At 68.2% G+C, this 20,765-nt stretch carries 12 protein-coding genes and 1 pseudogene; 5 read left to right on the top strand and 8 right to left on the bottom strand.

Translation table 11 applies throughout. The features are described 5' to 3' along the window. Positions 1-115: 115 nt before the first annotated feature. From ACIA73_RS38900 to ACIA73_RS38910, 3 genes are all read right to left on the bottom strand, one after another. Positions 116-2,134, bottom strand: coding sequence for a glycoside hydrolase family 3 protein (locus ACIA73_RS38900; RefSeq protein ID WP_399443710.1), 2,019 nt, complete (start codon positions 2,132-2,134; stop codon positions 116-118). Positions 2,135-2,492: 358 nt separating this feature from the next. Continuing rightward, positions 2,493-4,265: a ThuA domain-containing protein gene (locus tag ACIA73_RS38905; RefSeq protein ID WP_399443711.1), complete on the bottom strand. Its 1,773-nt coding sequence runs from the start codon at positions 4,263-4,265 to the stop codon at positions 2,493-2,495. Then, the gene (locus ACIA73_RS38910) at positions 4,262-7,081 is read right to left on the bottom strand and encodes a PQQ-dependent sugar dehydrogenase (RefSeq protein WP_399443712.1); all 2,820 of its coding nucleotides are present in this window, start codon (positions 7,079-7,081) and stop codon (positions 4,262-4,264) included. Before ACIA73_RS38910 ends, ACIA73_RS38905 begins: the two co-directional genes overlap by 4 nt. A gap of 518 nt (positions 7,082-7,599) precedes the next feature. Between ACIA73_RS38910 and ACIA73_RS38915 the strand changes: the two genes are divergently transcribed. Next, positions 7,600-9,933, top strand: a complete 2,334-nt coding sequence (locus tag ACIA73_RS38915; protein WP_399443725.1) for a ricin-type beta-trefoil lectin domain protein — start codon at positions 7,600-7,602, stop codon at positions 9,931-9,933. 1,240 nt (positions 9,934-11,173) lie between these two features. Here ACIA73_RS38915 and ACIA73_RS38920 read toward each other — a convergent pair. Both ACIA73_RS38920 and ACIA73_RS38925 read right to left on the bottom strand, forming a co-directional pair. Next, positions 11,174-11,587: a hypothetical protein gene (locus ACIA73_RS38920; RefSeq protein WP_399443713.1), complete on the bottom strand. Its 414-nt coding sequence runs from the start codon at positions 11,585-11,587 to the stop codon at positions 11,174-11,176. A 249-nt stretch (positions 11,588-11,836) separates the two neighbouring features. Then, a pseudogene (locus ACIA73_RS38925) lies at positions 11,837-12,085 on the bottom strand (transposase); the annotation flags it as partial. A gap of 397 nt (positions 12,086-12,482) precedes the next feature. Here ACIA73_RS38925 and pflB point away from each other — a divergent pair. Next, positions 12,483-14,738, top strand: a complete 2,256-nt coding sequence (gene pflB / locus ACIA73_RS38930) for a formate C-acetyltransferase (protein ID WP_399443714.1) — start codon at positions 12,483-12,485, stop codon at positions 14,736-14,738. 458 nt (positions 14,739-15,196) lie between these two features. On the opposite strand, the gene ACIA73_RS38935 is transcribed toward pflB, so the two are convergent. Further along, a complete protein-coding gene (locus ACIA73_RS38935; protein ID WP_399443715.1) occupies positions 15,197-16,006 on the bottom strand; it encodes an aminoglycoside phosphotransferase in 810 nt (269 codons plus the stop codon). A 560-nt stretch (positions 16,007-16,566) separates the two neighbouring features. On the opposite strand from ACIA73_RS38935, the gene ACIA73_RS38940 reads away from it, so the two are divergent. Further along, entirely contained in the window at positions 16,567-16,761 is a 195-nt protein-coding gene (locus ACIA73_RS38940; RefSeq protein WP_399443716.1) for a hypothetical protein, read from the top strand. An 88-nt stretch (positions 16,762-16,849) separates the two neighbouring features. Here the strand turns inward: ACIA73_RS38940 and ACIA73_RS38945 are convergent, their stop codons facing one another. Further along, the gene (locus tag ACIA73_RS38945; RefSeq protein WP_399443717.1) at positions 16,850-17,806 is read right to left on the bottom strand and encodes a helix-turn-helix domain-containing protein; all 957 of its coding nucleotides are present in this window, start codon (positions 17,804-17,806) and stop codon (positions 16,850-16,852) included. A 124-nt stretch (positions 17,807-17,930) separates the two neighbouring features. Here ACIA73_RS38945 and ACIA73_RS38950 point away from each other — a divergent pair, with 124 nt between their 5' ends. After that, on the top strand, positions 17,931-18,959 hold the full coding sequence (locus ACIA73_RS38950) for a saccharopine dehydrogenase family protein (protein ID WP_399443718.1): 1,029 nt from the start codon (positions 17,931-17,933) through the stop codon (positions 18,957-18,959). Positions 18,960-19,027: 68 nt separating this feature from the next. Here ACIA73_RS38950 and ACIA73_RS38955 read toward each other — a convergent pair whose 3' ends face one another. Next, on the bottom strand, positions 19,028-19,495 hold the full coding sequence (locus tag ACIA73_RS38955; protein WP_399443719.1) for a hypothetical protein: 468 nt from the start codon (positions 19,493-19,495) through the stop codon (positions 19,028-19,030). A 191-nt stretch (positions 19,496-19,686) separates the two neighbouring features. Here ACIA73_RS38955 and ACIA73_RS38960 point away from each other — a divergent pair, with 191 nt between their 5' ends. Further along, positions 19,687-20,757 carry a GTP pyrophosphokinase family protein gene (locus ACIA73_RS38960; RefSeq protein WP_399443720.1) on the top strand — a complete coding sequence of 357 codons (1,071 nt, stop codon included), beginning with the start codon at positions 19,687-19,689 and terminating at the stop codon, positions 20,755-20,757. The last annotated feature ends 8 nt before the right edge of the window (positions 20,758-20,765 follow it).

Here is a 20,765-nt window from a genome sequence, read left to right on the forward strand (position 1 = left end):
AGACCAGCAGGGTCAATCACGGGGAAACCTCACCCAGTGGCAGCTTGACAACCCCGCCCCTGGGCGGTGAGGGGCCGGGGGCCGGCCCCTCACCGCCCGTATGAGCCTCTGGAGCTCACCCCCGGCGCGATCCCCGGTACCGGAGCCCGTACCCGCGCTCGTACAACGGGTTGGCCGTGTCGTCCGGTACGTCGCCGAGCTGGGCCTCGACCTCCTTCTGGGAGGACGGCAGTTCGAAGGGCAGCTTGCCCTCGGGGCTGCGCTCGCCGAAGACGGTCTCCAGGAGCACCTCGTCCGAGACGCCGTAGTTCGCCAGGACCGCGTCCGCGTCGCGGGCAACGTCGGTCAGTACCAGCGGCCGGTCCAGCTTGGGCACCGCGACGGTCGGGGTGCCGCTCTTCGCCGCCGCCTTGAAGGCCTTGTACGCCGGGTCGGTGGCGCTGAACTCCAGGCCGGTCAGGTCGGATCCGCCACGCGGGTCGGAGAGCCGTACGAGTGCCAGGTCGGCCTTGGCCGGGTCGGTGACGACGCGCAGCCCACGGGCCTTCGCCTCGTCGGCGGAGACGCCGTACAGGTAGACGTCACGCACCTGGGAGCGCTTGGCGGGCAGCGTACGGTCGCCCTTCCGCCCCGCACTGTTCTTCAGCAGCGTCAGCGACTGGGCCTGCGCCTTGTCGCCGAGCGCCTGGAAGGCACCGTTGCCGACGAGGCGTCCCGCGGCCTTCTCGTCCACGTAGGGGGTCTCGAAGAGGCCGAGCTGGAACTTCTGCTCCAGCACCCGCCGCGCCGCCTCGTCAACCCGCTTCTGGGTGACGAGTTTCTGCTGGACGGCCTGCACGACGTACGCCGGCTCGTCGCTGCCGCCGATCTGGTCGACGCCCGCGTTCAGGGAGAGCGCGAAGCGGTCCAGCACGGTCTTGTCCTCGACACCCCACGACATTCCGACGCCCCACGACCCGAAGAAGGGGGCCGGCGGCTTGGTGTTGCGGCACACCTCGGGACACGTGCCGGTGATACCCCAGTCGGACACGATGACGCCGTCGAACTTGTACGTCCCGCGCAACAGGTCCTTCAGCAGGTAGGAGTTGAAGCCCGCGCCCACCTGCTCCAGCTTCTGCCCTTTGTGGGTGAGGTCCTTGAGGATGGAGTACGTCGGCATGATGCCGGAGGTGTTCGCCGCGAACGCGCCCTTGAAGGGCGTGATGTGGTCCTTGAAGTTGTTGCCGGGGAAGGTCGCGTAGCGGCCGTAGTAGTAGTGGCTGTCGTAGCCGTTCGCCTGGGCGCCGTAGCCCACCCAGTGCTTGGTGACGGTGGCGACGCTGTCCTTTTCCAGGCCCTTGGAGCCGCCCTGGAGGCCCTTGACGTAGGCGTTCACCTGGCGGCCCGCGTCCTCGGGGTCGGAGCCGAAGGTTCCGTTGATCCGGGTCCAGCGGGGCTCGGTGGCGATGTCGGCCTGCGGCGAGAGGCCCTCGGTGATGCCGACGGCGCGGTACTCGCGGCGGATGACGTCACCGAGCTTCTCGGTGAGCTTCGGGTCGTCGGTGGCGCCCATGCCGATGGCGTCCGGCATCGCGGTCGTGCCCGCACCGGCGACGGTCTGGCCCTCGACGACGGCGAAGCCGTTGCGCGGGTCGGTGGAGATCATCACCGGAATGCCCAACCGCTGTTTCTCGGCGACCAGTTGGACCTGGTTGCTGGCCGCGGCGACCTCCTCGGGGGCGGCCGACAGGCGGGTGATGGCCGTGGTCACGTGGCGATCGCCGACCAGCTGGGCCAGCTTGGCAGGGTCGTAGGCGGTGCCCGCGGCGGTGAGGGTGCCGTGGACCAGGAGTCCGGCCTTCTCCTCAAGGGTCATGCGCGAGAGCAGGTCCCGGGCGCGTGCGCTGTCGCTCAGTCGCCAGTCCTCGTACGGAGTGAGGCGGCCATTGCGGTCGAGGTCGCGGAAGCGCAGGCCCTGCGACGTGATGAGGGGGGCTTCGCGGGTACTGAGTCGGGGCTGATGGGGCGGTTGGCCATGGGCCTGGGCGGCCGGGCTGAGGATGCCGGACTGGGCCACGAGTGCGGCCGCCGTGACGACGGCAGCCGCCGAGGCCACCCGTCTCGCTCCGGTAGCGCCGCCAATACCTGAACGCATGAGGTTCCTCTCCATTGAGGTGCGCAATGTCTCCAACATGTGAAGTGGTGACTCGCGTCAGCGGCCTCAACGTAGGCGATCAGATTCAGACGTCACAAGAGATAAGCAGCAACCACATCCCTTGAGTTCAACTCATGGCGCTGCTAAGGGTTATGTGCCACAACGAGCGCGGCCCTTTCCGCAGAGGCCGGCGGATCGGATGGGGTCCCGTTGCGGGGTGGCGGCGAATCCAGGTTCGGCTCGGTACGGCGGCGGGGCGCTTCGGCGTCGCGTCCCGCCGCCGTCACCGGCCCGGTGGAGGGGCCGGTTCCGTCGTCACCGTCCTCCACGGTGACGACGGGGTCGGGGGGAGGGCCGCTCAGGCGGGGAGGGCCCATTTCTGGTTGGCTCCGGTGTGGCAGGCCCACAGGTGGAGCCTGGTGCCGTCGACCGAGGAGCCCCCGGCCGCGTCCAGGCACTTGCCCGACTGCGGGTTCCTGAGAGTTCCGTCGGCCTGCGGGACCCACTTCTGGGCGCCGGTGTTGTTGCACCCGTACAACTGGATCTTGGTGCCGTCGGCCGTGCCGCTGCCACTGACGTCCATGCACTTGCCGAGTGCGCGCAGGGTGTTGTCCGCGGCGACCGTCCATTTCTGGGCGGGCGTCCGGTTGCAGGTCCACAGCTGGATCTGGGTGCCGTCCGCACTGGAACCGTTGGAGACGTCGACGCACTTGCCGCCGATGCCGGTGAGGGCGCCTTCACGGGGGCCGGTGGTGCCGCCGAGTTCCTTGATGCGGATGTTGCGGAAGGACACGTCGTCGCCGTCGCCGTGGTTCTGCAGGCCGATGTGGCCCTGGAGGAGACTGCGGGCGGGGTCGGTGTTGGTGAAGTCGTTGATCTTCCGGCCGTTGAGGAAGAGCTGGAGCCGCTCGCCCTCGACGCGGATCTCGTAGGTGTTCCACTCCCCCGGCGGGTTCAGGGCCGCGTCACGGACGGCGAGGTCGGCGGACTTGTAGCCGTAGACGGCGCCGGTGGTGCGGTCGGCGGCATCCGTGGCGTCGATCTGGATCTCGTAGCCGTTGTTGACGGCCGACCACGGGTCGTCGGAGGCCGGGAAGCCCACGAAGATCCCGGAGTTGTCGTCACCCGCCTGGCGCCAGTCGAGCTTGAGGGAGTACGACTTGAGCTCCTTGGCCTGGTACCAGAGCATTCCCAGGCCGCCCTGGGAGGTCAGGGTGGCGTCGCTGTGGGCGAAGGAGCCGGGACCGGCCTGCTTCCACCCGGCGGTGCCCGCCGAACCGAAGAGCGTGGTGTAGCCGCTCTCCGCGCGGCAGTCGGCCTCGGTCATCTCCGAGGCCCAGCGGATGCCGCCGAGCAGGTGGCGGCGGAACGCGGGGTCGGCGTAGGAGGCCTCGGTGTGGCCGCCGCCGGTGTAGAAGGCTCGCCCGCCCAGGTAGTCCTTGCACCAGGCGATCGGGTGGTCGCCGCCCATCGCGCCGCCGCTGTAGGTGGACTCGTCGAGCGAGGCCAGGACGTGTGCGGTGCTGCGCGGGTTGGTGCGGTAGTCGTACCACTCGTCGGTCCGCTGCCAGGTGGATCCGAGGTGGGCGGTGGCGTCGTGCGCGCGGTCCTCGACCTTCACGGTGGCGGGCTGGATGTGCGGGTGCGACTGGAACAGGGCGCCGGCCAGGCCCGCGTACCAGGTCCAGTCGTACTCGGTGTCGGCCGCCGCGTGGATGCCGACGTATCCGCCACCGGCCCCGATGTACCCCTCGAAGGCGGTCTGCTGGGCGGGGTTGAGGACGTCGCCGGTGGTGGAGAGGAAGACGACGCTCTCGAAACCCGCGAGGTTCGCGGAAGTGAAGGCGGCTGGGTCCTCGGTCGCCGTGACGGTGAAGTTGTTCGCGGCGCCCAGTTCGCGCAGGGCGGTGATGCCTTCGTCGATGGAGGAGTGCCGGAAGCCGGTGGTCCGGGAGAAGACCAGCACGTCGTACGCCGGGTCGGCCGCGAGCGCCTCGGCCGCGCGGGTGGGCGGGGCGGAGGCGGGCGGGGCGGAAGTGGGTGCGGCGGAGGAGAGGCTGGCGGGCAGGGCGAAGGTGCCGAGCAGGCCGCAGACGGCCCAGCAGGCAACGCGACGGAGTCGTCGGTTCATGACAGGGTCCACTTCTGGTTGGCGCCGGTGTGGCAGGTCCACAGGTGGAGCTTGGTGCCGTCGGCCGAGGAGCCCCCGGCCGCGTCCAGGCACTTGCCCGACTGCGGGTTCTTCAGCGTGCCGTCGGTCTGCGCCACCCACTTCTGGGCGCCGGAGGCGTTGCACCCGTACAGCTGGATCTTCGTGCCGTCGGCCGAGCCGCCGCCACTGACGTCCATGCACTTGCCGAGCGCGCGCAGGCTGTCGTCCACGTGCCTGGTCCACTTCTGGGCGGCCGACTGGTTGCAGGTCCACAGCTGGATCTGGGTGCCGTCCGCACTGGAACCGTTGGAAACGTCGGCGCACTTACCGCCGACGCCCTTGAGTTCGCCGCCCTGCGGAGGGGTCGCCGTGGTGGTGAGGGTGAAGTCGTCGACGTCGAAGAGGGATCCGGTGCCCCCCTTGAAGACGAGGTGCAGGGTGGTCGCGCCGGCCGGGCGGGCGTTGAGGGCCACCGACACGTCCCGGAAGGTGTCCCAGCTTCCGGTGGCGGGGACGGCCGTGGAGCCGAGCAGGGTGCCGGTGGGCGAGCCGGCCCGTACCTCCAGGGTGCCTCCGGAGGTGCCGGAGGAGACGCGGGCGGTCAGCGAGGTGACGTTCGAAAGGTTGTAGGGCGTGAAGGAGATCCAGTCGCCGTTGTCGATGTAGCCGACCGTCTTGCCGCCGTGCGCGGAGGCCTTGTCGACGATCTGCACGCCGGCCGAGGCGCCGAAGTGCTCGGCCTGGCGCTTGCTGCCCTGGCTGATGTTCTGGTCGTGGGTGGTCAGGGCGCTCTGGCCGTTCGCGCCCTTGTCGGTGTACTCGGCGTCCCAGACGCCGAAGATGTTCGCGTTGGGGTCGTGCTCGCCGTCGGCCAGCGTTTGTACGGTGCCGGAGCAGCCGGTGGCGGAGGTCTGCGGGTGGCCGTGGCTGTCGTGGCCGACGATGAAGGTGACCTTGACCTTGGAGCAGTCGATGGTGCCGTCCTCGGGATCGGTGACGGTCACCTTGAACGGTACGGCGGCGCCCGGGTCGATGACGGACCCTTCGGAGGGCAGGTCCAGCGTCACGGTGGGCGCGGTGTTGCCGACGGTGACGAGCACGGAGGCGGTGGCGGTGTTGCCGGTGCCGTCGGAGACGGTCAGTTCGGCGGTGTAGCGGCCGTAGGCGGTGTACGTGTGGGAGGGGTTGGCCGCGGTCGAGGTGGTGCCGTCGCCGAACTTCCAGGAGTGGGTCAGCGGGTCGCCGTCGGGGTCGGAGCTGCCCGCGGAGAAGAACTGGACGGCCAGTGGGGCTGGGCCGGAGGTGCGGTTGGCCGCGGCCTTGGCGATCGGGGCGAGGCCGCCGTTGACGCGCTCGATGCGGTACAGGGCGCTGTTGGCGTCGCCGTTGAAGTAGCCGGTGCCGTAATCCAGGACGTAGAGCGCGCCGTCCGGGCCGAAGGCCATGTCCATGACCTGGGTGCCCTGCCAGGGGAAGGCGTTGATCGACTGTACGGTCCCGTCGGTGCCTTGCTCGATGCGCTTGATCCAGCGTCGGCCGAACTCACCGGCGAAGAAGTCGCCGTCGAAGCTCTGCGGGAACTTGACCGCGGAGGTGGACGCCGCGTCGTAGCGGTAGACGGGTCCGGCCATCGGCGACTCCGAGCCGGAGCCGAACTCGGGGACCGATCCACCGTCGTAGGGGATCCAGGCGGCCTGGGCCGGGGGCAGGTCGGCCAGGCCGGTGTTGCGCGGCGAGGTGTTCTTCGGTGCGGTGCAGGAGAAGGCGGCACCGGAGGTGGAGGTGGCGAAGTCGTAGTCGATGTAGGGGCTGTTGTTGCCCGTGCAGTACGGCCAGCCGAAGTTGGCCGCCTTGGTGATCCGGTTGAACTCCACCTGTCCCGCCGGTCCACGTCCGGGGTTGGCGGTGCCCGCGTCGGGGCCGTAGTCACCGAGGTAGACGGTGCCGGTCGCCTTGTCGACGCTCATCCGGAAGGGGTTGCGGAAGCCCATGGCGTATATCTCGGCCCGGGTCTTCGCGGTGCCGGGGGCGAAGAGGTTGCCCACCGGGACGGTGTAGCTGCCGTCGGCGGCCACCTTGATGCGCAGCACCTTGCCGCGCAGGTCGTTGGTGTTGCCGGCGGAACGCTGGGCGTCGTATGCGGGGTTGCGGGACGCCCTCTCGTCGAGAGGGCTGAAGCCGTCGGAGGCGAACGGGTTGGTGTCGTCGCCGGTGGAGAGGTAGAGGTTGCCCTGGGCGTCGAAGTCGATGTCGCCGCCGACATGGCAGCACAGGCCGCGGGAGGCGGGAACGTCGAGGACCTTCTTCTCGCTGGCGAGGTCCAGGGTGCCGTCGGTCCGGAGCACGAACCGGGACAGCCGGTTGACGCCGTCGAACGGTGCGAAGTCGGCTGCCGTGCCGCTCGCGGGGGCGTCGCCCGCCGGGGTGGTGAGCTTCGGGGCGTAGTAGAGGTAGACGGCGCGGTTGGCGGCGAACCCCGGGTCCACGCCTATGCCTTGGAGGCCCTCCTCGTCGTGTGGGTACACGTCGATTTTGCCGGCGACCTTGGTGGCTCCGGCCGCGTCCGTGAGGCGCAGGGTGCCGTCGCGCGAGGTGTGCAGGACCGATCTGTCGGGCAGTACGGCGAGGGTCATCGGCTCGCCGGTCTCGGCCACCCCCTTGGCGAGGGTGACCTGCTGGAAGGTGTCCGCGGCAGGTGCCGCGGACGCGGGTCTCTGCTGGGCGGTGAGGGCGCCCGCGGCGGCGAGCAGGGTGCAGGCGAGCGCCGCGAGGGGTCGGGAGAGTCTCCTGTGCACGCGCATCCTCCGTATGACAACGGGGTGGGGAGTCTGAAGCACAGGCGCGCGCCGTCGCGCCGGGAAGACGGACGTCCAGCAGGAGGAGGAGGAAAAGCTGGGCGCCCGGCCTTTGTTGTCCGGTACAGACCAGGAAGGTAATGGCTATTCCCTTGACCAGGAAGCCTTTGGTCACACCCGTCCGCAACTTTCTCCAGCGCGGAGACAAAGCGCCTGAAGGGGACGGCTCACCTGGCAGAACGGAAACTTTGTACACCGTGGTGACAAAGCATGGACGGGCTCACGAGAAGTCCCTACTGTGTGCGACGCGACGGCACGGACCTCATGTGTCCCCGTCCGCACCACTCCGTAACCGGGTCGACGGCGCGCCCCGGCAGCGGTGGATCTTCCACTTGCCCAAGTCGTTCCTCAACTCCGAGGTCCGCACAGGAGGTTACGTGTATCCACGGCTGTACTCCCACCGGCTCGGCAGACGTCTCGCCGGCACTCTCACCGCGTCGTTCCTGGCGCTGGGACTGATGTCGCCCGCGGTCACCGCCGCACCAGCCGCCCCAACTCCCGCTGCTGTCGCACCACTTCCACCGCAGGTACCTGGCGTCACCCTGCGCGTCTTCGACGTTCAGGTGCCGTTGAACGCGCTCTGCGAGCTCAAGCCGGGACAGACTCCGAACGTCGACAAACTGATGCCGGTCATCAACTGGTCCGCGGACGCCGACTTCGGTCTGAGCTCCCAGTTCGTCTCCCAGACCCTCGCCAACCTCACCGCCCCCACGGCCGGCACCTACGCCTTCCGGCTCACCAGCGACGACGGCTCCCGGCTCTTGGTCGACGACAAGCCGGTGATCTCGCACGACGGGCTGCACGGCCCGGAGTCCAAGGACGGCGAGGTCTCCCTCACCGCGGGCCCGCACTCGCTGCGCATCGAGCACTTCGAACGCGACGGCGGCCAGCAGGTCACCCTCGCCTGGAAACCGCCGGGCGCCGCAGGCTTCACCGTGGTTCCCCAGTCCGTCCTGAGCACCGACGCCGATGTCGTACGGGTCACCTCGCCGGGACGCAAGGAGTGCGAGGGCGGCGCCGACTCCCCGGGCGACGGCCTTCCGCTGACCGCCGTCCACCCGAACTACACCCTGACGAACCTGCGTCCGGCCGGCTTCGAACCGCAGGTCTCGGCGATGGACTGGCTCCCGGACGGCCGCCTGGCCGTCACCACCTGGGGCGGCAGCAACAACACCGCGGGCGAGGTGTACGTGCTGAGCAACGTCACCGGCAGCACGGGGCCCGACAAGGTCACGTACAAGAAGATCGCCTCGGGTCTCAAGGAGCCGATGGGCGTCAAGTACGTGGACGGCAAGCTGTACGTGTCGCAGAAGCACGAGCTGACCGAGCTGACCGACACCAACGGCGACGAGGTCACCGACCAGTACCGCAGGGTCGCCACCTGGCCGTTCGGCGGCAACTTCCACGAGTTCGCCTTCGGCCTGCTGTACAGGGACGGGTTCTTCTACCTGAACCTGTCGGTGTCGATCAACTACGGCGGCGCGACGACGGATCCGCAGCCCGCACCGAACCGCGGCACCACCCTCAAGATCAGCAAGGCGACCGGCGCGGTCAGTTACGTCGCAGGCGGCCTGCGTACGCCCAACGGCATCGGCTGGGGCCCTGACGGCGACCTGTTCGCCACCGACAACCAGGGCGGCTGGTTGCCCTCCTCCAAGCTGGTCCACATCAAGCAGGACCGCTTCTTCAACCACCACATGAACCCGGACGGCCCCTTCGACTCCCGCCCCGTCACCAAGCCGGTGCTGTGGCTGCCGCAGAACGAGATAGCCAACTCCCCCAGCACACCGCTCCAGTTGACCACCGGCCCCTTCGCCGGCCAGATGCTGTTCGGCGACGTGACCTACGGCGGCATCCAGCGCGGCTTCCTGGAGAAGGTCGGCGGCGAGTACCAGGGCGCGGTCTTCCGCCTCACCCAGGGGCTGGAGGCCGGCGTCACCCGGATCAGCCTCGGACCCGATGGAGCGCTCTACGCCGGCGGGCTCGGCGCGGGCGGCAACTGGGGCCAGGAGGGCAAACTCAGCCACGGACTCCAGAAGTTGACCCCCAACGGCACCGAGGCCTTCGACATCCGCGCCATGCGCGCCGTACCGGGCGGCTTCGCCCTCGAATACACCCAGCCGGTGTCGACGGAGACCGCCGCGAACCTGGCCGCCCGCTACAAGATCAAGCAGTGGCGGTACGTGCCCACCGCCGCGTACGGCGGCCCCAAGGTCGACGAGGAGACCCTCACCGCTCAGTCGGCCACCCTCTCGGCCGACCGCAGAACGGTCACCCTGACGGTCCCGGGACTCAAGGCCGACCGGGTGGTGCACATACGCTCGGCCCGCCCCTTCAGCGCCACCGACGGCAAGCAGCTGTGGAGCACCGAAGCCTGGTACACGATGAACCAGCTGCCCGGCTCCCCGTCCCGCACGGGCGAAGTCAAGGGCGTCAACAGCAAGTGCCTGGACGTCGACAACAGCGGCACCGCCGACGGCACGAAGATCCAGGTGTGGACGTGCAACAGCAGCGCCGCCCAGCAGTGGACGGTCCCCGGTGACGGAACCGTGCGCGCACTGAACAAGTGTCTCGACGTGAGCAACGGCGGCACCGCCGACGGCACCAAGGTCCAGCTGTGGACCTGCAACAGCACCGCCTCCCAGACATGGCAGCCCCAGGCCGACGGCACGGTGCGCAACCCGCAGTCCGGCAAGTGCCTGGACGCCTCCGGCGGGGTCTGGAACGACGGCACCGCAGTCCATCTGTGGAGCTGCCACACCGGCCCGAACCAGACGTGGGTCCTGCCGTAGGGCCACCGCCGACAGCCCTGCTCAATCCGCAGAGGCACAGGGACAGTGCGCTCCGGCGAGGGCCGTCGGAGCGCACTGTCGCGTGCCGTGCGGGTCACGCGCAGGCCGTGACCGGCAGACGTCGCGGCGGAAGCAGCCGAGATCGCGGCAGTTGCCCGCAACTCCGCTCCCCCGTCAGGTAAATGGCAGCAACTCGGACAACGCTGGTTGCGTCCGGCTCTCGTGATCGCGGTAGGCATCGCGGTCTTCTCTCAGCTCACCGGAATCAACGCCATCGCTACTACGCGCCGACGATCCTTCACGACGCGGGTCTCGGTGACTCCGTGGCTCTCCTCATCGGCATCGGCATCGGCATCGGCATCGGGGCGATGCTTGTCCTTGCGGGAGTGGTCGGAGCCATCGCCATGGACAAGGTGGGCTGACGCCGCACGATGCTGTGGTTCCTCCCCGGCTCGGCGCTCGCCATGACCGTACTCGCGCTCGCTTCACCGACTCGTCCGGATCCGCCACGCAACGCTGCACGGTCTCCCTCGGGCATCTCCGGGCCGTCCGGCCGGCAGATGGCATCGAGGTCGTCGGGGTCGGTGTTCTCGATCGCCTTGCGGGCCCCGATGGCCGGCATCCCGTTGGCACGCGTCCCCGCATCGCGCGTGAGACGAGGCGTCCCAGAACCGACCTGGAGCGACTGCGCCAGCTGGCTCTCGCCATGGTTTGAGTCCGGTCCACGCCCTAGCATGCCCATGACGCGTCGCACTCCGAAACTGTGCCGCTCCCGCGGCAGCGCGAGGACAGCGTCGGCCGGGCAGACATTGCGCCGGCCCGGGGCGTGCAGCGCGCATCGTGCGACGGTGACCGGGCCGGACACGGTCGCCAGAGCGCGGTGCACACCCCCTCGGCCCCGACGGTCAAGGCACCCGACAAACGAATCACCGGCGACGTCTACCTCAACAGGACTGAAACCCCGCCGGACCAGCCCGCCCCGCCGCCGCCATGGTCCGCTTCACGCCCGGAACCCGCACCAACCAGCACTCCCACGCCAATGGCCAGACCTGTACATCACCGACGGCATCGGCCTGGTCAGCACCCGCGACGGCCATGTCGTACGGGTCAGCGCCGGACAGTCCGTCAAATGCCCGGCTGGTGAAGAGCACTGACAGGCCGGCACCGACACCACGTTCATAGCCCACATCGCCATGGTCGCCAGCGACGCGCACGGCGACGGCCCGGGCCCCCGATGTCCTCACTGCAGCGCTTCCACCAGTCGCAATTTCACGCCCGGTGCCAGGAGCGTGAGGGGTTTGGCGGTCTGATTCCGATGGATCTCCATGCGGTGCGCTCCCATATAGAGTTCCACGACCGTTGTCTGCTGGACACCGGTCACCTCGCTCCAGGCCACAGAATCGGCCACCCGGCCGAAGCGGTTGGTCACGGCCACCCCCTCCGCCAGGAGGTAGCACCGGTTCATGCCGAGCCAAGCGGTCAGCAGCCGCCATCCGAACGTCACGGTGTAGACGGCGATCACCACAGCCGTCGTCCAGACGAGGTTCCCGTCGACCTGGTCGGGGGTGAACACGGTGAGACCGGCCATGACGACCCAGAAGATCAGCAGGAATCCCCGAAATATCTGCAGCAGGGTGCCCGCGAACAGGGTCATGACGGTGTAGTCACCTCGGATTGGACCGAGGCCCAGTCCGGACACGCGAGTGCGCACGATTCCCCCATCAGCCAGATCCGCTCCGAGCCCTGACGTACGGTCGGCAAGGCAGGACATACCCCTACGCACGAGGAATCGAACAGGCTTGTCCTGGATCGTGCCGGCTGGTCCCAGCGCAGGGGCACGGAGGCGGGACTGGCCGACACTGTTGTCGCGGGCATCACCCTGTACGAGGCCGCCGCCCTCCCGCTACTGGGCTTTCAGGCGGGTTGTCGTGGGGTGGAGGCCGGTTGCGGCGAGGCATCCGTCGATGACGTCGCTGCGGTATTGGATCTCTCGGAGAGTTCGCCGCAGGACGCGCATGAGGTGGTCCCAGTCGGTGAACGCGATGTTGTTCTGACCCGCGCGGCGAACCAGTGACCAGATGCCTTCGACGGGGTTGAGGTCAGGTGCATAGGGCGGTAGCCGGAAGGAGGTGATCCAGTCCCGGGAGGCGATGAGGAGGTTGGCGACGGGTTTCACTCCGTCGTCGATGTTCCGCCCGGCGCATCCACTGCGACAGCGTCACACCCGGGCCACGGTTCCTCGCGACCCGCACCACATCATCCCGGAACTCCTCCGGACAAGGCTTCGGCACAACGACATCCTTCCCGCCCGCCCCACAGGGCGAGCCAGTTCAGATCTCACCCGATCGTCCAGCAGACCCCCCGCTCGCACGCCTGGGCGCACCGGACTGTTGCGACTGATGGCCGCAATACGCCTCTGGCTCAAGGGCAGAAAGACTCCGCAGGAGGTTCCTTGGGCCTGAGAAAGAGGACTTTTGGCCCGCCAGGATGATCCATCAATGGGTGTCCACTGAAAGCGCGGGGATAAAGCCTTGGAAAGGTGAGAATCCATGACAGCGATTGCTGAAGCACCGGCCGGCGAGCGGGCGTGGGACGGCTTCAAGGGCGGCCTGTGGCGGGACGCGATCGACGTCCGTAACTTCATCCAGTGCAACTACACCCCGTACGAGGGCGACGCCTCCTTCCTCACCGGCCCCACCGCCCGCACGACGGCCGTCTGGGAAAAACTTCTGGCCCTGTTCCCGCAGGAGATCGCCTGCGGCATCCTCGACGTGGACGTGTCAACACCGTCCCGCATCGACGCTTTCGGCCCCGGATACATCGATCAGGACCTGGACCTGATCGTCGGTCTGCAGACCGACGCCCCGCTGAAGCGCGCCATCATGCCCAACGGCGGCTGGCGCATGGTCGAGTCCTCGCTGAGGGACTACGGGTACAAGCCCGACCCCCGGATCAAGGAGATCTACACCCAGCTCCGCAAGACCCACAACGCGGGCACCTTCGACGCCTACACTCCCGAGATCCGCGCCTGCCGTACCTCAGGCATCATCACCGGCCTCCCCGATGCCTACGGCCGCGGCCGCATCATCGGCGACTACCGGCGCGTCGCCCTCTACGGCGTGGACCGCCTCGTCGCGGCGAAGGAGTCGGAGAAGGCTCGGCTGGGCGAGGAGTGGGTGACGGAGTCCGTCATCCGCGACCGCGAGGAGATCTCCGAGCAGATCAAGGCGCTGAACGAACTGAGGACGATGGCGGCCTCCTACGGCTGCGACATCTCCCGCCCCGCCGGCACGGGCCGCGAGGCGATCCAGTGGACGTACTTCGCCTACCTGGCAGCGGTGAAGGAGCAGAACGGCGCGGCCATGTCGCTGGGCCGCACCTCCACGTTCGTCGACATCTACCTCCAGCGGGACATCGACGCCGGTCTCCTCTCGGAGGTGCAGGCGCAGGAACTCGTCGACGACTTCGTCATCAAGCTGCGCATCGTGCGCTTCCTGCGCACCGAGGACTTCAACCAGGGCTTCTCCGGCGACCCGACGTGGGTGACGGAGTCCATCGGCGGCATCGGTGAGGACGGCCGGCCGCTGGTGACCCGCTCCTCGTTCCGCTACCTGCAGACCCTCTACAACCTGGGGCCCGCCCCCGAGCCGAACCTCACGGTCTTCTGGTCGCCGCGGCTTCCTCAGGGGTTCAAGGACTTCGCGTCACAGGTGGCCATCGACACCTCTGCCCTGCAGTTCGAGTCCGATGACCTGATGCGCCCCAAGTACGGGGACGACACTGCCATCGCGTGCTGCGTGTCACCGTCGGCGACCGGCAAGCAGATGCAGTTCTTCGGCGCCCGCGTCAACGTCGCCAAGGCACTCCTGTACGCGATCAACGGCGGCCGTGACGAGAAGACCGGGCAGGTGGTCGCCGAGGGGTTCCAGCCGCTCACGGACGAGGTCCTCGACTACGAGACGGTGGCCCGCCAGTACGACGCACTGCTCGACTGGCTCGCCAAGACGTACGTGCACGCGATGAACGTCATCCACTACATGCACGACAAGTACGCCTACGAGCGCATCGAGATGGCCCTGCACGACTACAACCCCCTGCGCACGATGGCCTTCGGCGCCGCGGGGCTGTCCGTCGCGGCCGACTCGCTCTCGGCGATCAAGCACGCCAAGGTCCGCCCGGTGCGCGACGCGAGCGGCCTCGCCGTCGACTTCGAGATCGAGGGCGACTACCCGGCGTACGGGAACAACGACGACCGCGCCGACCAGATCGCGGTGCGCATCGTGCACGACTTCATGGAGAAGCTCCGCAAGTACCCCACCTACCGCGACGCGGTGCACACCCAGTCGATCCTGACGATCACCTCGAACGTCGTCTACGGCAAGAAGACCGGCAACACCCCCGACGGCCGCCGCGCGGGCGAGCCCTTCGCCCCGGGCGCCAACCCGATGAACGGCCGGGACCGGCACGGCTACATCGCCTCCTCTATGTCCGTCGCCAAGCTCCCGTACGACGACGCCGAGGACGGCATCTCACTCACCAACACCGTCACGCCTGACGCTCTCGGCCGGACCCCGCAGGAACGCGTCGCCAACCTGTCCGGTGTCCTCGACGGCTACGTGGAGAGCGGCGGCTTCCACATGAACGTCAACGTCCTCGACAAGAGGATGCTCGAAGACGCCATGGAGCACCCGGAGAACTACCCGCAGCTGACCATCAGGGTGTCCGGATACGCGGTCAACTTCGTACGCCTCACCCGCGAGCAGCAGCTCGACGTCATCAACCGCACCTTCCACAACACCCTCTAGAACACCCTCTGGAGCGCAGGTCGCCATGGGCGTCTCCCCAGGCGCCCATGGCGACCTGCTCTGTGCGCCAGGGCCTGAGTCACCGGCACATGCGACGGCCGACGTGTCCGCTCGCGTACGCGGCGACCGGGCCTGCGGACGCTACTGGCTCCCTGCGACAGGTTCGTCCGAAGATGCAGGCTCCAGTGCGGTTCGCCGCGCACCGGAGCAGCGCCTGATATACCGCTGTCGAGGTCCCGATGGGGTCGCCCGGCAATCTCACATGTGGCACCAGGGCGGGTTCGGGCGGCCCGCCGGGTAACGCGTTCGGCGAATGAACACCCTCCGGAGCCGCAAGCTCGATCGCCGGGCCCTGACAACCAGCCGATGCCCACTCGGGCTTGCCCCGCCGCAGCTCGTAGCTGAACGCACCTGGCAGGCGAGCAGTAATGGCACGGCTACTCACTCAGGCAGTACCGTCATCGGCGGTGCCAGAAGTCGGCCCACCGGCGGGCGGCCTCGGCGGTCGACTCGATGCCCTCGGTGCCGTACGCCTGCCAGTCCTCCCACGAACGCGCCTCCGCCTCCGTGAGCACGCGCACCCCCTCGCAGGCTGCGGCGGCGAACACAGGGATGCCCGCGATCTGCTCCGCCGCCTGCTCCAGGGTGTGCTTGCCGTCCAGGATCAGCCGGTACCCCCACAGCGCCGTATCGATCCATCCCGGCCCCCGGGCCGCCCAGGCCCAGTCCACCAGCCACGCCCGGTCACCGTTGATCAGGAAGTTCGTCGCGGCGGGATCGGTGTGCAGGAGACACTCCCCGGTCAACAAGGGTTCGTCCTGCGGGTCGCAGTAGGGGCCCCACCGGTCCCACGCCGTCATCAATCCGACGTCCGGTGCCGGACGGGTGCTCAGGTCCCGCAGAACGGCGGCCACCTGGTCCAAGTGCCCGCCGTCAGGTGTGAAGTCGGCCCACGGGGTCGCGGTGACGCCCTCGAACCCCAGCAACCGCCACCCGCCGGCCTCCACCCACCACAGCAGCTTCGGCGCGTAGTCGGGGAGTCGGTGGCTGACCCTCGCTTCCCGCTCCAGCTCCTCGGCACGCTCGTGCTCGACGGGCAAGCCCTTCACGAATACCTTCGAACCGTCCGGGACAGTGAGCAGCGTGGCGATGCCGGTGCTCTCCCCCGTGCTCATCCCCGTCACCTCGTAGGTGGCCCCCACCTGGCGGTCCACCGCCGTACGGGTCTCGTCGGGGAGCTGGTCCCAGCCGATGTGTGCCACGCGCATGATCAGCGCGACCCGGGAGGATTCGGGGGCATCGGCGGGTTCTTGTCCGGCCCCGGCCCCGACGGCGGGCGTCCCGGCGGCGGCTGGGACGGCGGACGGGACGGGGGCCTTCGCGCTTCGGTCGTCGCCATGGGGCGAGGGTAGGGCGACCGAAGTTCATGCCGCCACAGGGCGCGCACCGGGGCCGCTCCAGCCCCCCTCCAACTCACCCTGACACCACCGCTATTGACACAGCGGCGCGACCAGTCGTTTGTACCCGTGAGCTTGACCGTCTCACTGAACGTGGCGGGGCGGAGGTTCTCCTCCAGACGCAACCGGAGAGACGGCCGCCCCGTCCACCGCGAGAACGAGACGTGCTTCTCGCCCGACTCAAGCGACTTCGAACACACGACTTTGACCTCGCTGGCCCCTCCGGTCAGCCCGGGCGTCACCGACTCCAGACGGCCACACCCCTTGCCATGCACACTGAGCTGACCCCTGAGCCGCCACCCCTTCCCCTCCCGGTACACGCTGAGGAGCATCGACGTCTCCACCGCTACACTCCCGCGTCAGTCAGGCCCATGAAGAGGGCGGAAGCTCTCGTAACGCTTTCCAGCTGCCTGGATATTTCGCGCTGGCAGGTGGTGGACAGCACGACGAGGAAGCCAGCCATCCTGCCCAAGGAGCGGCTGACCAAGTTCGTCGTCGTCTCGACACTTGAACGATGGTCAGCAGGTTGGAAGGTCATCCGTGACGAGCCGCAGGCCCAGGGATGATGAGCCGCAGAGCGGACGGGCTTGGCGCCGGCGCCGCCGTGAGCGCATTCCTCTGACTGCTCGTTTCCTGTGCTTCGCGCAGGTGGTGTCACTCGCCGCGGTTCGGGCCGGGGTGGGTGTGGGAGCGGAAGGTACGGCGATAGGTGTCCGGGGGGACGCCGACGGTCCGGTGGAAGTGTCGGCGCAGTGTCGTGGCGGTGCCCATACCGGTGGCCGCGGCGATGGTGTTGTCAGTGGTTTCCAGGAGTTCCTGGGCGTGGCGGATGCGTTGGGTGTGGAGCCACTGCAGCGGGGTGGTGCCGGTGACGTGCTTGAAGTGGCGGCCAAGGTGACGTGAGCTCATCCGTGCCTGGCGGGCCAGGTCCTCCACGGTGAGCGGCTCGTCGAGGCGTTGGAGTGCCCAGGGAAAGAGTTTGGTGAGGGGGTGGTTGCCCGGGGTGGGGACAGGGGTGGTGATGAACTGGGCCTGGCCGCCGTCGCGGTGTGGTGCTGCGACGAGGCGGCGGGCGATCTTGTTGGCGTTCGCCGAGCCGTGGTCGAGGCGGACGAGGTGCAGACACAGGTCCATGGCGGCGGCCTTGCCGGCGGAGGTGAGCACGTCGCCGTTGTCGACGTAGAGGACGTCCGGATCGACCGTGACCTTGGGGTGGCGCTTGGCCAGTTCCCGGGTGTGGGCCCAGTGCGTGGTCGCCCTCTTGCCGTCCAGCAGGCCGGCGGCGGCGAGCACGAAGGCGCCCGTGCACAGCGAGACCACGCGCGCGCCCGCCTCGTGCGCCGCGCGCAACGCGTCAACGAGTTCGGCCGGAGGGTCCTGGTCGGTGTCGGCCCAGCCCGGGACGATCACGGTGTCGACGTTTGGGAGGTGGTCGAGCCCGTGGTCTGGCTCCAGATGGAAGCGGTCGACTTGTACGACGCTCGGTCCGCAGACGGAGAACTGATACCAGGGGTCGACGATGTGGGTCAGGTCGGCTCCGAAGACCTCGAAGGCCAGGGACAGCTCGAAATGCAGCATGCCGTCGGTGACGGCCAGTGCGACAGTATGCATGTCCGAAAGTGTATGGGTCATGTCGTTCCAGACACTCATGCCAAGGTGCAGGCCCTCGGCAGGATGTCCGTAACGGACCGCAGCAGATCAGCGGCGGACGTTTCGAGCACGGAGGAGCGACCTCATGGGATCACGTCAGACGGTGGCGGTTTTTGGTGCGTATGGACATACCGGGCGGTTCGTGATCGCAGAGCTGATGGAGCGTGGGTTCGTCCCGGTACTGTCCGGCCGCGACGCCGACAAGTTGAAGGCGCTGGGGTACGAAACCGGTCTCGACGCACACGTGGCGTCGGTCGACGACCCGGCCTCGCTCGACCGCGTACTGGCCGACGCAGCGGCAGTGATCAACTGCGCTGGTCCCTTCGCCTCGACGACGGCCCCCGTGATCGAGGCGGCCCTGCGCGCGAAGATCCCGTACCTGGATGTGGCGGCCGAGCTAGAGGCCAACATCGACACCTTCGCCCACTTCACCGACCGGGCACGGAACGCCGGTGCGGTGATCGTCCCGGCGATGGCCTTCTTCGGCGGTCTGGGCGACCTGCTGGCCACCGCGGCGATGGGTGACTGGACCGAGGCCGACGAAGCACACGTCGCGTACGCCCTGAGCAGCTGGCACCCCACCTCCGGGACTCGGCTTTCGGGCGCGGTCTCGCGGGAGCGGCGCGGTGAGAGGCGCATGCGCTATACGGGCGGCCGGTGGGAGTACCGCACCGACGCTCCGCCGACCCTCGAATGGCGCTTCCCTGAACCCATGGGCCAACGGTCGGTGATCGGGGAGTTCACGATGGCCGACGCCGTGACCCTGCCCAGCCACCTGTCCATCCCGGAAGTGACCACCTACATGACGGTCGAAGCGGTCCGTGACATCACGTCCCCGAGCACACCAACCCCGGCTGCGGCCGACGAGAGCGGACGATCGGACCAGACGTTCCTCGTCGACGCGGTCGTACGCTCGGGCGGCACCGAACGCCGCGCCGTGGCCCACGGTCAGGACATCTACGCCGTCACCGCACCCCTCGTCGTGGAGGCCCTCGACCGCATCCTCACCGGCCGCACCCGCGCGGTCGGCGTCGCCGCCGCAGGCGCGATCTTCGACGCACCCGACTTCCTGCGCGCGTTGTTCCCGCACATCACCCTGGAACTGCTTCCGTAGCGGGCTGTCTGGCCCCGGCAGGGCAGGCCGCTGAACCCGGCACCCCGTTCCTCAGCCGGCAAACCGGCCTACGCGTGTTGGGTGCGGAGTTCCGTGAAGCGCGGGATGCCCCGTGAGGGAGTCGGTGTCGGCGTACACAGTTGGCGCAGTTCCCTCTTTACCGCACGGAGCAGGTCTGTCTGAAGCGGTTCCAGGTGTACCCACCAGTCCGGGTACTGCGTCGGCTCGCGGGACACATCATGCAATGCCTTGTTGTGTGCGATGAGGGGTTGTTGAAGATCGTCTGAACTAATGATCTCGACTTGCTTCTCGGCCGGCCAAAGTCGTTCAACGAGGCCCTTGATAGCTGGTGCGGCTTCCCCGCGCTCCCGGGCATCCAGCTCACCTTGCAGCTTGTGTGCTGCCTCCAAATAGCTGGAGATCGCAGCCTTGACTTCGGCACGGTGTGCGGCGCGCCGCTCCTCGGCGATTCGCGCTCGCGTCTCCCGGGCCGCGCTTCGCTGCACGAGCAACGTCGCTGCTGCACCAACACTCACACCGAGGAGGGGCACAAGGCCGACGACCAGGTTTTTTAATCTCAGGCTGAGACGGGAAAACGGTGAGGATGCCGGGAAATGGTGGGTAGACCACGGGCATCGGCCCAGGAGGTTGGTCCGGAGCGCTGCGGAAGGAGGCAGAGGGTTCTACTCTGTTCTTCCTGCGTCATTCGCCTCAGGGGAGGGTGCCTGTGTATGGCGATGACATTGCGCGGGACCGGATTGCCACGGCGTACCCAGCGGTGTATCCGGTCGTCACCGGATACGCCGCCGTCCTGCGCTCGCTGATTGAACAGCTTTGCCGGGGTAGCGGGCTGAAGCCGCACTCGGTAGAGGCGCGGGCCAAGGACCCGGCCAGTCTGCTCGACAAGTTCCAGCGCCATCCAGGCTACGAGTGGCTCTCGGACGCCGAGGATCTGTGCGGGGTGCGCATCGTGACGTACTTTCTCGCGGATGTGGAGCTCGTACGAGGGCTGCTGAAGCGAGAGTTTCGCGTCCTCAAAGAGGAGAGCAGGGAGGCGCAGTCGCCAGACGCGTTCGGCTATCGCAGTCTGCACCTCATTGGCTGTCTCGACGAGCGTCGCAACGAACTGCACGAATATGCCCCGTACGCTCACTTCTGGGTTGAATTCCAGGTGCGCACGGTCCTACAGGACGCCTGGGGTTCCATCAGCCACAGCCTGGATTACAAGAACGAGGCGGAAACCCCGCCAGAGATCCGCAGGAAACTGTTCCGGGTGGCGGCGCTCCTGGAGACCGGCGACGAGATCTTCGCCAACTACCGCAGCGAGGTGGAGGAGGTCAGGGCACGCTACCGGTCGCAGGCAGGCACCGGAGATTGGTCGCTTCTTCCGCTGAACATCGATTCTCTGAGGTCGAGCTGGGCCCGTCTTCCGGTAGAGCAGGTGGTCGCGGTGGCCGGCGAGTGCGGCTTCGAACGCGACCCGCGGAAAATCGTGGCCGATCAGCTGCCGGACAGTGCCGTCGCCGGAACGCTGTTGAGCCTCGCCAGCCTGGCGGGCGTTGACACCCTCGGCGAGCTCTCAGCCTTCATCGACCTCGCGCCGCGCCACCGCGCAAAGTTGTCGCTTCTCGCCGTGACGAGCGGCAGCCACGGATACATTCCCACAGCGCAGCCCCTCGACGTGATCCTCTTCCTTCTGCTCCTCGCCTTCCCCGAACTGCGAGCCCGCTCAGCCGTCACCTTCCACCCGGCCATTGAGGCGGGCCTGGATGCCGCACTCGAACTGGAGGAGCGGTGATCGAAGAC

Source organism: Streptomyces sp. NPDC051561 (assembly GCF_044454195.1).
GTDB lineage: Bacteria > Actinomycetota > Actinomycetes > Streptomycetales > Streptomycetaceae > Streptomyces.

Excerpts from the sequence above, each read along its gene's own strand:
- ACIA73_RS38900 (WP_399443710.1), bottom strand. The coding sequence starts at position 2,134 with ATGCGTTCAGGTATTGGCGGCGCTACCGGAGCGAGACGGGTGGCCTCG.
- ACIA73_RS38905 (WP_399443711.1), bottom strand. The coding sequence starts at position 4,265 with ATGAACCGACGACTCCGTCGCGTTGCCTGCTGGGCCGTCTGCGGCCTG.
- ACIA73_RS38915 (WP_399443725.1), top strand. The coding sequence starts at position 7,600 with ATGTCGCCCGCGGTCACCGCCGCACCAGCCGCCCCAACTCCCGCTGCT.
- ACIA73_RS38920 (WP_399443713.1), bottom strand. The coding sequence starts at position 11,587 with ATGACCCTGTTCGCGGGCACCCTGCTGCAGATATTTCGGGGATTCCTG.
- pflB (WP_399443714.1), top strand. The coding sequence starts at position 12,483 with ATGACAGCGATTGCTGAAGCACCGGCCGGCGAGCGGGCGTGGGACGGC.
- ACIA73_RS38935 (WP_399443715.1), bottom strand. The coding sequence starts at position 16,006 with ATGCGCGTGGCACACATCGGCTGGGACCAGCTCCCCGACGAGACCCGT.
- ACIA73_RS38940 (WP_399443716.1), top strand. The coding sequence starts at position 16,567 with ATGAAGAGGGCGGAAGCTCTCGTAACGCTTTCCAGCTGCCTGGATATT.
- ACIA73_RS38945 (WP_399443717.1), bottom strand. The coding sequence starts at position 17,806 with ATGCATACTGTCGCACTGGCCGTCACCGACGGCATGCTGCATTTCGAG.
- ACIA73_RS38950 (WP_399443718.1), top strand. The coding sequence starts at position 17,931 with ATGGGATCACGTCAGACGGTGGCGGTTTTTGGTGCGTATGGACATACC.